This is a genomic window from Anaerotignum lactatifermentans (genome assembly GCF_014982935.1).
GTDB classification, from domain to species: domain Bacteria; phylum Bacillota; class Clostridia; order Lachnospirales; family Anaerotignaceae; genus Anaerotignum; species Anaerotignum lactatifermentans.
The window spans coordinates 18239-32004 of the sequence record NZ_JADCKK010000028.1; the positions used below are offsets into that span (position 1 = coordinate 18239).

Annotated in this window: 15 protein-coding genes; 3 read left to right on the forward strand and 12 right to left on the reverse strand. The window is 44.5% G+C overall.

The window, feature by feature from the left end; genetic code table 11:
• From yfmH to nth, 9 genes are all read right to left on the reverse strand, one after another.
• A complete protein-coding gene (gene yfmH, locus INF29_RS08525) occupies positions 1 to 1248 on the reverse strand; it encodes an EF-P 5-aminopentanol modification-associated protein YfmH (protein ID WP_193485956.1) in 1248 nt (415 codons plus the stop codon).
• A complete protein-coding gene (locus INF29_RS08530; RefSeq protein ID WP_193485958.1) occupies positions 1239 to 2492 on the reverse strand; it encodes a M16 family metallopeptidase in 1254 nt (417 codons plus the stop codon). Before INF29_RS08530 ends, yfmH begins: the two co-directional genes overlap by 10 nt.
• Positions 2493 to 2601: 109 nt before the next feature.
• Positions 2602 to 4125 carry a glutamate synthase-related protein gene (locus INF29_RS08535; protein ID WP_193485960.1) on the reverse strand — a complete coding sequence of 508 codons (1524 nt, stop codon included), beginning with the start codon at positions 4123 to 4125 and terminating at the stop codon, positions 2602 to 2604.
• Positions 4126 to 4305: 180 nt separating this feature from the next.
• A complete protein-coding gene (locus INF29_RS08540) occupies positions 4306 to 5211 on the reverse strand; it encodes a LysR substrate-binding domain-containing protein (protein ID WP_193485962.1) in 906 nt (301 codons plus the stop codon).
• 256 nt (positions 5212 to 5467) lie between these two features.
• On the reverse strand, positions 5468 to 6286 hold the full coding sequence (locus INF29_RS08545; RefSeq protein ID WP_193485964.1) for a DUF6612 family protein: 819 nt from the start codon (positions 6284 to 6286) through the stop codon (positions 5468 to 5470).
• A gap of 184 nt (positions 6287 to 6470) precedes the next feature.
• Positions 6471 to 6812 (reverse strand): hypothetical protein, encoded by a 342-nt coding sequence (locus INF29_RS08550; RefSeq protein WP_193485966.1) that lies wholly within the window; start codon positions 6810 to 6812, stop codon positions 6471 to 6473.
• A 68-nt stretch (positions 6813 to 6880) separates the two neighbouring features.
• Positions 6881 to 7318 carry a hypothetical protein gene (locus INF29_RS08555; RefSeq protein WP_193485968.1) on the reverse strand — a complete coding sequence of 146 codons (438 nt, stop codon included), beginning with the start codon at positions 7316 to 7318 and terminating at the stop codon, positions 6881 to 6883.
• A 149-nt stretch (positions 7319 to 7467) separates the two neighbouring features.
• Complete coding sequence (locus INF29_RS08560; RefSeq protein ID WP_193485970.1) at positions 7468 to 8259, reverse strand: LolA-like protein; 792 nt, start codon at positions 8257 to 8259, stop codon at positions 7468 to 7470.
• A gap of 106 nt (positions 8260 to 8365) precedes the next feature.
• Positions 8366 to 9013 carry an endonuclease III gene (nth, locus tag INF29_RS08565; protein WP_193485972.1) on the reverse strand — a complete coding sequence of 216 codons (648 nt, stop codon included), beginning with the start codon at positions 9011 to 9013 and terminating at the stop codon, positions 8366 to 8368.
• Positions 9014 to 9311: 298 nt separating this feature from the next.
• Here nth and INF29_RS08570 point away from each other — a divergent pair, with 298 nt between their 5' ends.
• The 3 genes from INF29_RS08570 (at position 9312) to INF29_RS08580 (ending at position 12153) form a co-directional block, all read left to right on the forward strand.
• Complete coding sequence (locus INF29_RS08570; RefSeq protein WP_072850417.1) at positions 9312 to 10463, forward strand: YkvI family membrane protein; 1152 nt, start codon at positions 9312 to 9314, stop codon at positions 10461 to 10463.
• 95 nt (positions 10464 to 10558) lie between these two features.
• Positions 10559 to 11656: a pyridoxal phosphate-dependent aminotransferase gene (locus INF29_RS08575; protein ID WP_072850419.1), complete on the forward strand. Its 1098-nt coding sequence runs from the start codon at positions 10559 to 10561 to the stop codon at positions 11654 to 11656.
• Between the two features lie 74 nt (positions 11657 to 11730).
• A complete protein-coding gene (locus INF29_RS08580) occupies positions 11731 to 12153 on the forward strand; it encodes a Fur family transcriptional regulator (protein ID WP_242949218.1) in 423 nt (140 codons plus the stop codon).
• A 57-nt stretch (positions 12154 to 12210) separates the two neighbouring features.
• Here INF29_RS08580 and INF29_RS08585 read toward each other — a convergent pair whose 3' ends face one another.
• Genes INF29_RS08585 through INF29_RS08595 form a run of 3 tightly spaced genes read right to left on the reverse strand, consistent with a single transcriptional unit; the run spans position 12211 to position 13499 of the window.
• On the reverse strand, positions 12211 to 12966 hold the full coding sequence (locus INF29_RS08585; RefSeq protein ID WP_193485974.1) for an N-acetylmuramoyl-L-alanine amidase family protein: 756 nt from the start codon (positions 12964 to 12966) through the stop codon (positions 12211 to 12213).
• An 18-nt stretch (positions 12967 to 12984) separates the two neighbouring features.
• Complete coding sequence (locus INF29_RS08590; protein ID WP_087988788.1) at positions 12985 to 13221, reverse strand: phage holin; 237 nt, start codon at positions 13219 to 13221, stop codon at positions 12985 to 12987.
• A gap of 20 nt (positions 13222 to 13241) precedes the next feature.
• A complete protein-coding gene (locus tag INF29_RS08595; protein ID WP_022255195.1) occupies positions 13242 to 13499 on the reverse strand; it encodes a hypothetical protein in 258 nt (85 codons plus the stop codon).
• Positions 13500 to 13766: the final 267 nt, after the last annotated feature.

The following is a 13766-nucleotide window of genomic DNA, read 5'->3' on the forward strand; positions in this document are numbered from 1 at the left end:
CTATCGCATTACCGATAGAACCATTTTATCCTGCGCAATGGTATTTTGCAACAATTTTTCCAAATCCTTTTTGTGCAATTCTTTCGTCAGGCGAAAAAGATCGCTCAAATCCGCATCAAAGGGCGTCAATTCGATCTGCGTCAATCCAATGGCAGAAATGGACTGGAACAGCCGCAAAGTCTGCCCTACTGCCTTTTTCTGTAATCTGCGGAAGTGATTTTCGTCAATACCGTTCTGCTTTAACCGCTTCCAGTGGGTCAAAAGCAGTTCTGCCGTTTCTTCCGCCTGCTCGCCACTGCCCATAAAGGCACAGAAGGCAAAACCGTTTCCACAGCTGTACATCCGCTCCAGCGGCGCATCCAGCAAATCTTTTTCATAAGCTTCCAGAAAAAACGGACTGCTTTCTCCTGCCCATAAATCCATCAAAAGCTCCATAGCAAGTTTCTCCCGCAGGTTTCTTTCTCTAGGCTCCAATTTAAAGCCCACCTGAAACACAGGTCGGCGCAGTCCCATAGCAATTTCCCGATACCGTTCCTGAATGGTGTCTGGTTCTTTGCAGTATACAATTTTTCCAGTACTTTCTTTCTCCTGCACCAGTGCCGTTGCCTCCATAATCTGGTGATCATCCACATCGCCGGCGCAAATGAGCCAGAACTTTTGAGGTAGATAACAGGCATCATAGACTTTCTGCATCTTCTCCGCTGTGGTATTTTTCACGCTTTCTTCTGTTCCTGCAACGGGAAAACGCACAGGATGCTTCTGATACATCAAATCCACCATGGTTTCATAAGCTGCCCGGTTGGCGTCGTCTTTCCCCATGCGAATTTCGCTTCGGATGATGCTTTTTTCCTTTTCCACATCTTCCTCCTGAAAACAAGGATGCTGCACAAAATCCAGCAATAACCGCAGGTTTTCCATAAAGTTTTCACGGCAGGAGAAATAGTAGACTGTTTTTTCCCCATCCGTAAAAGCATTGGCTGCTGCCCCCTGTTTGCCGAACTGAAAAAGGGCATCTCCCCAGCTTTGCTGGAACAGCTTATGCTCGATGAAATGGGCAACACCCAAGGGGAAACGGATCGGTTTTTCGCTGTTTTCTCCCTGCCAGCATACATCGTTGGAACCGAAAGGCACCACCACTGCCGCAAATTTTTCTCCAAACTGTTTTTTGGGGTAAATACAGCAGCGCATGCCTGCCGCTGCCCGCTCCCGCAATATGGTTTCTCCTGCACCATGGCGCATCAATCCCATGAAAATTCCTCCTCTCCTGTCAGGGCATACATTGTCCGCAATGTAAGATTTTGCGCTCGTTTGACCACATCTTCCACTGTCACATCTTCCAATCTGCGAAGCATCTGTTCAGAATCCAGATTTGTTCCAATGATTTCCTGTTCCGCCACATAGTCCATGATTTTCCATTGAGAATCAGAAATATCGGATATTTTTCGCCGTATTTGCTCCACTGCATCTTGAAAATCATCGTTTTTGATTCTATCATTCGCCACATTCTGCAAAATTCGACAAATTTCTGATGCTGTATGTTTGACATCTTTCCCTGCAACGCCTGTCTGAACAAAAGCCAATCCTGTCATGGTATCGCATGACATGGAAATATCGTAGCATAATCCCTGTTTTTCCCGAATTTCCTGAAACAACAGCCCATTGCCGCCGCCCAGCACTTCACAAAGTACCCTGAGAGAAAGAAAGGCTCTGTCCCAAGGATGCACACCGGAGTCAAACGCCAATACCAGTCGGGTCTGTCCCATATTGGCTTTTTCCGCGATTTTGCGGCAAAGAGCCTGTTTCCGGGAAGTCTGCTGAAATTCCCACAATTCTTTCCCTTGTAAATCCAATGCGCCTTTCCATTTCTTCAACATCTGTCTGCCGTCGCTGTCACCGCAGACATAAAGATATACTGGCGCATGTGCCAGCAAATCTTCATAAAAACTGCTGATATCCGCCGAAGTGAGCTTTTCCAAATCTTCCAGATACCCATCAGCACAAACGCCTGCACCTTCTCCTTCTGCCGCCAGCTCTCTGGCACGCTTTGCCGCAAAGGAGATTTTGTCATCTCCTTGAGCTTCTAGCCGCCGTCTTAAAATGGCTATACACCGTTCCACCGTTTCCGCAGGAAATTGGTTGTCTATTCGTTTTGGATGCTTCATCAATTGGAGCAGAAAATCCAGCACTTCTTTCTCTGACACATGCTTGGAAACTTCCATGGAGAAAGACAGCCATGCTTCTCCGCCTTTTTTGATGATCTGTACCTGCCACAGAGCGCCATAACATTCCTCTGCCGCTGCTGCCACTGCTGTCACAGAAGGATATTTCTCCGTTCCTTTTTGGAGCACTTCTGCCAGCAAAGCCAGCTTTGTGGCATTTTCCCGACGCAAAGGCACACGGAAAAAGCCCAGCAGGACGTTTGTCTTGAATTTCTTTCCATCTACGAAAAACATCCGGCATTGTTCCGCTTTCTTTGCCGTTGTATTCCTCATGCAATCACCTCATTTTGGTTTCTTTCCTCCTATTCTTTCCCGAAAGAGGAGAAAAAATCCAAAAAAACAGCAGAGCCTGCTGTTCAGACTCTGCTGTGTGCAATCTAATTTATTTCATCCATTTTCCATCCAGCAAATCTTTTGCATCTCTTGTCAGAGGGAAAATGTCGCTTCTATCGATGTATTCCAGAGAGAATTTTCGGTTCAGTGCGGCAAAATGTTTCAGACCAAAGGCAATACGATTCAAGTAAGAATAAACACCGATGGCACCTGTGGAGAAATTATTGGCTTCTTCGCCGTAAATATTCCGCAGTTCTCTCAAATCCGGGAACAATTCATCCACTGTGGAGCCGAACCGCTGGAGTTCTGTGGGGATATTTCCCGCTTCGATGAGTTCTCCCACTTTTTTGGCACTCATTGCCGCTGCCATGGATGCCCGGCAAATCCCGATGGCACTCACATAAGGTGCACCAAACGCCAAAGCTTTATAAACCTGATCTTCCATGGCAAAACCGCCTGTGATGGCAATATGGGGCAAACTCAAGCCTTCTTTTTCCATACGGGACATGATCTGCACCAGTTCACTTTCCATTGCCACTGTAGGCAGACACCATTCGTTCATCATTTTACAAGGGCTGTAACCAGAGCCGCCGCCTGCGCCGTCGAATGTAACCATATCCACCTGTGCCATGGACGCAATGCGCAATACCCGTTCCAAATCAGCCGGATCGTAGCCAGCCATTTTGAAATATACATTTTTCAAGCCAATGGCACGGAGTTCCTCAATGCGTTTGCAAAGGGATTCTTCATCCCACATAGGCAGTCTGCCATAAGAACGGAAGTTTTCCCCAAAGCCTGCTTTGTAGCGTTCCTGCACCTGCGGATCGGAAGGGTCAGGAATCACCAGCAGACCATTCTGCTGTGCCTTCAAAGCGTCTTCCAGCGTTGCCAGGCGGTTCACTGGCTGTGTGCCTTTTGCGGACTGACCGAATTTGATTTCAATGGCTTCACAGCCGCATTCCTTGATGGCGTATTCCGGTACACCAATGCGGTCATCGTCAATATTCACCTGCAAAATAATCTGCCCATATCCACGGTAATATTTTCGGAAAGCATCCAGAAATTCTTTCAGCTTCGGGCAATGTGCCACTTTGCCGTTTTCCAGACGCAGTGTAGGGTCTTTGGTTACGGCTCCTTCGCCGATGACGGTCAATACGCCGGCCATAGCCGCACCGCCAAAGTAATCCTGCCAGTTCAACTTAATCAGAGCAGGCAGAATGATGGGCAATTTCAATTTTACAGGATGGAGTGTGCCGATTTCTGTTTCCAGATTCACATCATGAATGGTTGCCTTATCGGAATCCGCTTCCGCACCCATAGCACCAAACACCCGCCCATTGATGTTGAAATGGGAGTAATCAATGGGATACTGTTTTTCCGATGCTACCTGATTGTCCCCGGTAGTGGTGGGATACACGGCATCTGCACCACGCACAGCAGACAAACCGATTTCACAAGTACCTACACAATCTGCTGTGCACATGGAGCACATACCGGAAAATGTGCAGGGATGAGCAGCATCTCTCAGTTTTGTTCTGTTGAAGGCAGAACCAAGCAAAGGACTATATGACATAACCAAGACCTCCTTATCGCATCATAATTTATCATAAAACTATGGTAACATTAAGGATGATTATTGTCAATTTTAACAATTCCTATATTTTTTCAGGAATTTATTTCTCATAACTGCGTATGCATTTTTGCAATGATATATGTTCATTTCGAATAATTGTATTGATAAAAACGCATACTTTCATTTCTGCCATGTCATGGCAAAATCTACAAAGGGCTGCCATGTCTGACGGAACAGACTGTTTTGCAGATAAACAAAATTCAGCTCCCGAAAAATATCAAAATTCAAAATTTCCAGAGGGAAAAGTCGCTTTTCTTCTAACCCCTGTTTCACCACCGGTTCATACAAAAACGTAATGCCAAGGCTGGCTTCCGTCATGGCTTTGATAGCTTGAAAATTGCTGATTTCCTGTACAGCAGAATAACTATGCACCGTAAAATTATTCTCTTTCAGCAATTCCTCCAGAATATCTCTGGTACCAGACCCAGGTTCCCGCAAAATCAATGGTTCTGTGTGGGTTTCCCATAAGGAAATAGATTTCCCACGCAAGGGACACGCCTTCCCGCAAACCCCCAAAAACCGCTCTCGTTTATAAAGGGTAAAATCATATTTTTCTTTATCAAAAAAGCCTTCTACAATGGCGAAATCAATTTTTCCTTCTTCCATCATGTGCAGCAGCTTTCCTGTGTTATCCACTGTCAAATGCAGGCGATACTGTGGATATTCCTGCAAAAAATCTACCATAATAGGCGGCAGCATGTAATCTCCGATGGTTTTTGTGGCACCAATCCGAAGATGGATTTCCGTATTTTCTTCCCGCTGCATCTCCTGCAGAATTCCTTGGGCATTTGCTGTCATTTGCTGGGCAAGGCGCCGCAGAGTTTCCCCTTTTTCCGTCAGACGCAGCACTTTCCCCTGATAGGAAAAAAGCCTACAGCCATAATATTCCTCCAGCCAGCGAATCTGCTGTGTCACAGCCGGCTGGGTAATATGCAGCGTTTCTGCCGTTTTGGTATAATTCATAATATCACAGAGCGCCAGAAACGTTTCCACGCGATTGTCCAGCATGATATTCTCCCCTTTCAAAACTTTTCCTCCATCATACCATATTTCTGCCCATGAAAAAAGCAGAGAAACCATTTGGGGCATCTTCATAAGAAAACAAAGAAAGCCAAAATCCTTATCATTGCAAAAGATTTTGGCTTTCTTATTTTAAGATTTTATTTAATATATTTTCTTCTGAAGACCGCCGTCGCAATTCCTCTTAAGAAATCAAGAAAAAGGAAAATCTATGTTTTCTTAAGAGGAAGTTGCTTTTGGTCTCTCTGCTTCCAATTCATTTTTATGCTGCTGCCAATGCTTCCGCAGGTACTTCAAAGTCAGGTACTGCGTCAAAGTTGCTGCATGTCATGTGTACCAAAGTTTTGGAAATGGTAACAGGATTTTCTTCTCCGCCACTCATAACATCCATAATTCCCTGCATCATGGCTGTCATATCCAGTTCGTACTGCATCACATAGCCATCGTCACTGATCCACAGTTTTACAGGCATACCTTCTACGCTGTCCATGAGGGTAACCAGATCATCTGCGGAAATACCCAAGCCAGCAGTTGTAGATTCGATACCGGAGTTTTTCAGAGCTTCTTCCATAGCGTCGCCTGTCAGCAGACCTTCAATCACTGTTGTCTTGTTACCGTTGATTTCTTCTGTACCTGTGACCTTGAAGGCCTCAATGTTTTTCAGATACAGATCCATATTCTGTCCTGCGTTGTACTGAGAAACGTCTGCACTTGCCATAGGCTGGTGAATCCATTCTCCGTCCACCTGCATATATGCATCCACAGTATCACCGTTCTGTACTGCATACATTTCATATGTCTGCAACGCTTCGTCGTTCAATGTCATGCTGATGGTCATATTGGTTTTGAAGGGATCCAGCTTCAAATCCATATCAGATTTTACCACGGACTTCATGGATTCTTCTTGAAAAGCCATATCCATCTGTACTTCCATCTGGGCAGACATACTTGTCACTTGCGCCATTGTGTCATTTGCTTTCTGCAGCAATGCTTCTACGTCTGTTGACTGTTTCGCACCACAGCCTGCTGCTGTAGCTGCCATTGCCAGTGCCATAGCCAATGCAAAAATTCTCTTTTTCATTTACCTGTCCTCCTTTGGGTTGGTCTTGATTAAATTTGATTTTCTGCATCATACCATAAACAACAGAGGTTTGTCCGCAAATTCTCTTTTCGGTAAGAATTTCTTAAAAGAACATTAGGAAATTTCCACTGCTATCTAATATTATGCATCATTTTCGAAACAATCTATACAAAAACAGTATACATTATATCATTTCCTGACAGAACTCCTCAAATTCCACTGCTCCTGACGTAATTTCTTTCGGTATTTCAAAATCAGATATCTCATTGAAATTACTGCATGTCACCCGCAGCTTTGTTTTTACGATTGTCTGGAAGTTTTCTTCTGTGCCGCTGAGATTGTCCAGAGCTGCCTGCATCCTGTCTGTCATATCAAATTCATAACAAATCAAATAACCATCGGGACTGATCCAAAGACTGACAGGCAATTCCTTCATATCTTTCAGTTCAGTATACAATTCGTCTAAACTCCATCCCAAACCACCGAATATCAGATCAATACCCGAGGTTTCCAAAACTTTTTCCATAGCTTCTCCAGTCAATACACCGGAAATTTTTGTCGTTTGTATTCCATTGATTTCCTCTGTACCATCCACTACAAAAAACTGAGATGATTCAGAAACAGATCCTTCTGCATCCAGATGTTGTACTGAGAAATATCTGCCATGGTTCCTGCTTCGTGAACCCATTTTCCTTCCGTTTCCGAATAAGTATCTATATCTTCGCCGTTTTCCACAGCGTACGTGCCATATCTCTGTGCCACTTCACCATTGCGTATAACAACAACATCCACATTTGCTTTGAAAGGCTTCGCTATGGTATCTATTTCCGATTGTATGATAGTACTGGTGATTTCTCCATCAAAGGCAACATCCATCTGTCGTTCCGTCGTCACAGACATACTTTCTACCTGTGACATGGTTCCATTTGCCTTTTGCAGCAATGCCTCCGTGTCCGGCGTTGGCGTTCTACTTCCTACTGCCATAACTGCCGCTGTCAAAATGCCCGTAATGATTTTTCCGCTGATTAGCACGAATTTTTCCTCCCCGTTTGTATCATAAATCGCACCTATATGCATCATATCACAAAAACATTTGTCTATCCAATGGATGTGGCATTTTTCTTCGCATATAAAAACAGAGCAATTCATTCCAGATTGCTCTGCCTAAAATCATTCCATTTTTATGCCGCATCCAGCACTTCTGCAGGGATTTCAAAATCCGGCACTGTATTGAAATCTCCATAGGTCATCTGCTCTACATACGCGCCATAAGACCAATCGTCCACAGGTTCTGCCTCAGGATCCGCACCTGAACGCATCCCATTCATCAGCGCCGTTGCATCTATTTCATGCCGCAGTATATAGCCATCTTCCGTAATCCAAAGTTTGATGGAAGCATCTACATCCACTTTGCCTTCCCGGATATCTGCCCATTCTTCACCGCTGTCCGCCATATCTTTGCCATCCAGAATGCCGGTCACCACTGTTGCAGAAACACCATTGATTTCCTCTGTACCAACGTTCTGTGCAGACTGAAGTTTTGTCAAATATAAATCCAAATCCGCAAGAGCCTGCTCTCCAATAAATTCCTCAGCCCCATAGGAATCCGCAAACACATCCCCCACTGTTATCATATAAGTATGAACCATGCCATCTCGTTCTTCCGCATATTGTTCTTCTGCGTCCACAACCTCTGAGCCTTCTCCCAGCATTACCTTTGTTTTGTAATGCATTTTAAAGGGATTCATGAAAATCTCCTGATTCCGCCAGATCATTGTTGTTTCTGTTTCAGAATCATTTTTCATGACAATTTTCGTTTCTGAATCTGCGGATAAACTTTCCAATTTCGACATAGTGCCCTGTGCTTTTTGCAAAATGGCAGTTGTATCATCCCCTTTTTCAGTGCCGCAACCAGCTGCTCCAACAGCCAGAATCAAACCCGCTGCCATTGCCATAATCTTTTTCCTGTACATAATTTCTTCCTCCCTTCAAACGAAGCCCCTGTTTTTTATCATCATATCACAAAAAAACATCACCACTGGCTTTATTCGAATTTGTTAAGAAATATGTAACAATCTTTTAGGACTTTTTCTTCTGCAACGCCTGACCGCCTGTGCAATAAGGGAACAGGAAACATTCCGCACACTTGGGTCTGCGGGCAATGCAAATTTTTCTGCCGTGGGCGATCATCTGGGTGTTAATATCAATCCATTTATCCTTTGGCACAATCTTCATCAAATCAAACTCAATTTTCACAGGGTCTTGATTTTTGGTCAATCCCAGCAGATTAGATACCCGCTTCACATGGGTATCCACTACGATGCTGGGGATACCATACCAATTGCCCCGCACCACATTAGCCGTCTTTCTGCCAACGCCAGCCAGAGAAGTCAGTGCATCCAAATCAGAAGGCACTTCCCCGCCAAACTCTGTCAGAAGTTTCTGGCAGCAGGCAATGATATTCTTCGCCTTGTTATGATAAAAGCCAATGGAATGGATATCCTGTTCCAGCTCTGCCTGATTTGCTTCCGCAAAAGCCTGAATGGATGTATATTTCTGGAACAGGTCTTTTGTAACCAGATTCACTCTATCGTCTGTGCACTGGGCAGACAGGATGGTGGCAATGAGCAGCTGCCATGGATTTTCGTGATTCAGATAACATTTTGTCGGACCATAGTGCTCCCGCAGCAAATCTAATATGATAGTAACCTTTTCTTTTTTTGTCATAATCTTTTGCTCCTTCCCGAAAAAGAAATATTTCCCGCAAACAAGGAAGATTTCCCGAGAAATATTTCCCAAAGTCTTTTATTTTCATGGTTTCTGTCTTTTTGTCAGTAAAAAAGATGTTGGATTTTATTATACCATAGTTTTTCGATTCATGAAAACACGAATTATGCATACCGTATACACAAATAAAACATCGTGCATTTTCCGATTTTGCATTGACTTTGCATATTTTCTCAGTATAATGAAATTCATTCATATTAATTTATTTTTTATTTTTATTCATTAAAGAGGTGGTATTATGGCAACAAGCAACAAAGAATTCCGCACCTCTGGGGCACTGAAAATACTGCTTCCCGGCATTGTTTTACAGTCTGTCCTCATGGGCGGCGGATACGCTACAGGGCGTGAAATCATTGAATACGGCGGCAAGTTCGGCGCTTATGGCTGGGTATCAGGTTTATTTACATTTTTTACCTTTGCGGTTATCGCTGTTCTGACTTTTGAACTGGCGCGCATCTATCGTATTTATGATTATAAATCCATCTTGAAACAGATCATTGGCAAGGCATGGCCAATTTATGATATTTTATACGTTATCCTGCTGTTTTTGATCATCTCCATCATGGCTTCTGCCACCGGGGAAATTTTACAGCAAACCATCGGTTTAAACTACATGGTCGGCGTTGTTATCCTGATTTTGATCGTAGCATTCCTGAACTTCTTCGGCAGTGCTTTCATCGCAAAATTTGAAACATACGGCACCATTGCCCTTTATGCGGCATACATCATTTTCACCATTATGGTTATCACAGCAAACAAAGATAACATCGTCACAGTCATGGCAACACAGGACACCAGCTACGTGGAAAACGCAACACTGCCTATGGCAATGCTGACAGGGATCATTTATGCATCTTATAACCTTTCTGCAGTCCCTGCTGGTCTGTTCACACTGCGTGCCCAGACAAAACGGAGCGAATCCATCATTTCCGGTATCATTGGTGCATTGCTTATGACAATCCCCTGGTTCCTGACATACTTCGCAGTTATGGGTTACTATCCCGATGACACCATCATCGGTGCATCTGTTCCTTGGTTGGTAATGCTCCAATCTGTTTCCGACAGCAATATTCCTGTTTTGGTATTCGGTGTTGTAGCCGGCTGGACATTGATCGAAACAGCTACCGGCATGATTCACGCTTTGTTGGAACGTCTGGATCACAGCCTGGAAGAAAAAAATCAGGAGCCGCTTTCTCCTAAGAAACGTGGTCTCATTACAGCAGCAATTCTGATTGTAGCGATGCTGTTCTCTAAAATCGGTATCATCAATCTGATCAGCATGGGTTATTCCGCTCTTGCTTACGGCTTCATCCTGTTCTATCTGCTGCCTCTGGTGACAGTTGGTCTTTACAAAGTCATCAAGAACGGCAAAGTACCCAAAAAGGACTGATTTTGCTTCCAAAACACGACATTCTTCTGGATGTCGTGTTTTTCATAAAGTTTGATTATTTTCGGATATTTAACCATATTTAGGAGGTTTTTCATATGAATTTGAGAATCAATCGCAGCATTGCAGAGCAGACAAAAGTCAGCTACGCCATTGAATCTGCAGGTCCCTTGCCTTACGACATTGACTGCGGCGAAGGCATCAACACCGTTATGGTGCCCCCTGCTGCAAAACAGGCATTCAAAGAACTGGATTTCGAAATGATGCGTCCTTATCCTCATTCTGTTGACGTCAAAGACAGCATCATCCAGTACTGGAAGGACTACTGCCCTCTGAATTACAAACGAATCGTTCTTTGTGACGGTTCTGTAGGCGGATTATACCTGCTCAATCGTCTGTTCCTGGAAAGAGGCGATTCTGTATTGGGCATCGCTCCCCAATTCTCTGAATATGTGACAGATGTGAGAATGTACGGCACCAATGTTACCGGTGTACCTCTGAAAAAAGAAAACAACTACCGTTTCTCTGTAGAAGATCTGCTGGCAGCACTGACACCTGACCACAAGCTGATCTACATCGATAACCCCAACAACCCTACTGGGCAGGCAATTCCCCTTTCCGACATCGAAACCATTCTGGCAGCTGCCAATAAAAACGGCACCGCTGTCATTATCGACGAAGCTTATGGCGAATACATTCCCAAGAAAAACTCCGCCGTTTCTCTGTTGGATAAATACGAAAATCTCATTGTTGCAAGAACATTCTCCAAAGGCTTCGGTCTGGCAGGTCTGCGTGCCGGTTATCTGCTGATTCCCGAATGTCTGGCACCTTACATTGCCAACATCACAAACCCTTACTGCATGACAGAATTCGCCAGAAGCGTTGCATCTAAAACCATTCTGGATGAATCCTTCCTGGAAATTCTCCAGAGCAAAACAGCAGAAATGAAAAAACAGATGTACCGTCCTTGGAAAAACCTTTCCATTGCCCACACCTGCGACACCGTTTCCATCAGCATGATCACCCACCAGAACCCTGAAATCGATCTGGCGGCAGAATTCGCTAAACGCAGAATTCTAGTCATCTCCGGCAACGATTTCGAAAACATCGGACAAAACTCCGTTCGTCTGCGTGTTCCCGAAGAAAAAGACATGCCCGCTGTTTTGAAAGCCATGGAAGAAATTGACCAGCTGTAACAGAAAGTTTTTCCAACTCTGCGTTGACAAAGATTTTTTCCTATACTATGATGGACAGAGGAAAGGATTGGTGTATGGAAATGTCACAGAGCATATTAAAAAACGCAGATTTGAAATCCACAAAAAAGCGCTGTCTGCTGCTTTCGATTCTCCAGACAGAAGACCGCGCCATGACAGCTGAAGAACTATTGGAAAAAGCCACGCCCATTCTGCCCATGAACGCTTCTACGGTATATCGTACTTTGAATACATTGACAGAAAAAGGAGTCCTGAGCAAAAGCCTGCGTAAAGACGGCAAATCCTATTTTTCATTGGAAAAACACGATCATCATCATCGTTTGGTCTGCACCGTCTGCCGCAAAGTCATTCCTGTTGACTCCTGCCCTCTGAAAGAGCTGGAAGAAGATCTGGAAGCAAAAACAGGCTTCCGCATCACTGGACATACCCTGGAATTCAGCGGTATCTGCCCAGAATGCAGAAAATCAAATGGGCTTTAAACAAACGTAAATAGAAACAGCCAGTATTTCCCCTAGAAAATACTGGCTGTTTTTTATTTACAGCATTTCTTTACGATCCAGAATCATAAAGATACGAACCATATCCTCTGACAGATTCAGATTTCCATTCTCATCTCCGCTGAGTACACCTTCATCCACCAGTTTTTTGATGATTTCCTTGCCGTAGGGCAAATCCTCGATTTTCTGATATCGTTTCACTTCCTCATCCCCTTCCGTTTCCTCCTTGTAAGTCACGCCGAAATAACTGCATACGCCTTTGCAGATGCCTTCTGCACATTGCTTCCGATACTCCTCTGAAAGAAGCAGTTTTGCTTCCTCCCGATTGGTCATAAAGCCCCCTTCAATGAGAACTGCCGGCATTTTCGTTGCCCGCAGCACATAAAGATCTGCGCTTTTTTTCACGCCTCTGTTTTTTCTGCCGCATGCTTTTACCAATGCTTCATGAACCTTTCCCCCAAAGTCCACAGTCTTGGTATCCGCCTTTTCATAAATCCAGCTTTCTACGCCATTTGCGTCATTCCAATCACTGCCAAAGGCATTGGCATGGATGCTGATATACGCATCTGCTTTTGCGTCATTTGCCCGTTTGACGCGGGTCTGCAAAGATGTGTCCTCATCCCCCGGCGCCACTGCAAGGACACGAAAACCGCATCTTTTCAGCGCGTCCATTAAATAAGACGCTACTGCCCGATTATAGGCGTTTTCCGGCATATAACTGCCGTCAGGGAACAAGGGTGTGCGCTTGCCAGCCGTTTTCATACCATGACCATCATCTACTGCCACACAAAACATCTCATCTGCTCCTTTCTATTAATTTTTCTTTTCATCGGAAATCCCTTTAGTGGTTGGGTCAGTCAGTACCCCCAGTACTGCTAGAAATGCCGTTGCCAGCAGATAAGGATTGGCAAAGAGCGCTTTCACCTCATCACACAGCACCTGCCAGCTGGTAAGCATTTCAGGATTTGCTCCTGTTGCTGTCAGCACCACGCCCACCAGCCCCACCCAAAACCAAGGGTTTGTCAGTCGTTTCTTCCATTCCAGTTTCATTTGTATTCCCCCCTTTCATACTATGCGTACTCGTCCAAACGGTGATGGGCAGATTTTGCGCTGCTTTCTACGGCGGATAAACGGCCTTCATGGTCTTTCAAAGACGCTTTGATGCCTTCCAGATCTTTCTGCATACCAAGAATCATATCCAGTTTCGCATCCACACCACCTCTCCATGCGGCATCTTTCTCCACGGATTTATCCCGGCTCTGGACAAAACTGAGAACACCCAACAGTCCGCCCAGCACGGACAGCGCCAGCCCAATTTCCAGTTCCATATCCTCCCTCCTTTCCCGGACAAAAGGAGCATAACGGAAAAAAAGTCCCGCTGCGTCCCAACTTTTCTGCATAAAAACCTGCTAACAAAAGTCAAGACCTTTTCGCAGGTTTTTTAAATGTTCTCAACTAAATAAAAATCTCCACGACAATTAGACCGGCTCAAAATCCGGTCTGTTGTTTTCTTGGGTTTATTTTCTTTTATTTTCGGTATACTTCCATCACTCTCGCATAGTAGATTCTCAAAAACTTATTTAATCCTGCTATCT

Coding starts and splice junctions, on each gene's coding strand:
- yfmH (WP_193485956.1), bottom strand. CDS start 1,248: ATGGGATTGATGCGCCATGGTGCAGGAGAAACCATATTGCGGGAGCGG.
- INF29_RS08530 (WP_193485958.1), bottom strand. CDS start 2,492: ATGAGGAATACAACGGCAAAGAAAGCGGAACAATGCCGGATGTTTTTC.
- INF29_RS08535 (WP_193485960.1), bottom strand. CDS start 4,125: ATGTCATATAGTCCTTTGCTTGGTTCTGCCTTCAACAGAACAAAACTG.
- INF29_RS08545 (WP_193485964.1), bottom strand. CDS start 6,286: ATGAAAAAGAGAATTTTTGCATTGGCTATGGCACTGGCAATGGCAGCT.
- INF29_RS08550 (WP_193485966.1), bottom strand. CDS start 6,812: ATGGAAAAAGTTTTGGAAACCTCGGGTATTGATCTGATATTCGGTGGT.
- INF29_RS08560 (WP_193485970.1), bottom strand. CDS start 8,259: ATGTACAGGAAAAAGATTATGGCAATGGCAGCGGGTTTGATTCTGGCT.
- nth (WP_193485972.1), bottom strand. CDS start 9,013: ATGACAAAAAAAGAAAAGGTTACTATCATATTAGATTTGCTGCGGGAG.
- INF29_RS08570 (WP_072850417.1), top strand. CDS start 9,312: ATGGCAACAAGCAACAAAGAATTCCGCACCTCTGGGGCACTGAAAATA.
- INF29_RS08575 (WP_072850419.1), top strand. CDS start 10,559: ATGAATTTGAGAATCAATCGCAGCATTGCAGAGCAGACAAAAGTCAGC.
- INF29_RS08580 (WP_242949218.1), top strand. CDS start 11,731: ATGGAAATGTCACAGAGCATATTAAAAAACGCAGATTTGAAATCCACA.
- INF29_RS08585 (WP_193485974.1), bottom strand. CDS start 12,966: ATGTTTTGTGTGGCAGTAGATGATGGTCATGGTATGAAAACGGCTGGC.
- INF29_RS08590 (WP_087988788.1), bottom strand. CDS start 13,221: ATGAAACTGGAATGGAAGAAACGACTGACAAACCCTTGGTTTTGGGTG.
- INF29_RS08595 (WP_022255195.1), bottom strand. CDS start 13,499: ATGGAACTGGAAATTGGGCTGGCGCTGTCCGTGCTGGGCGGACTGTTG.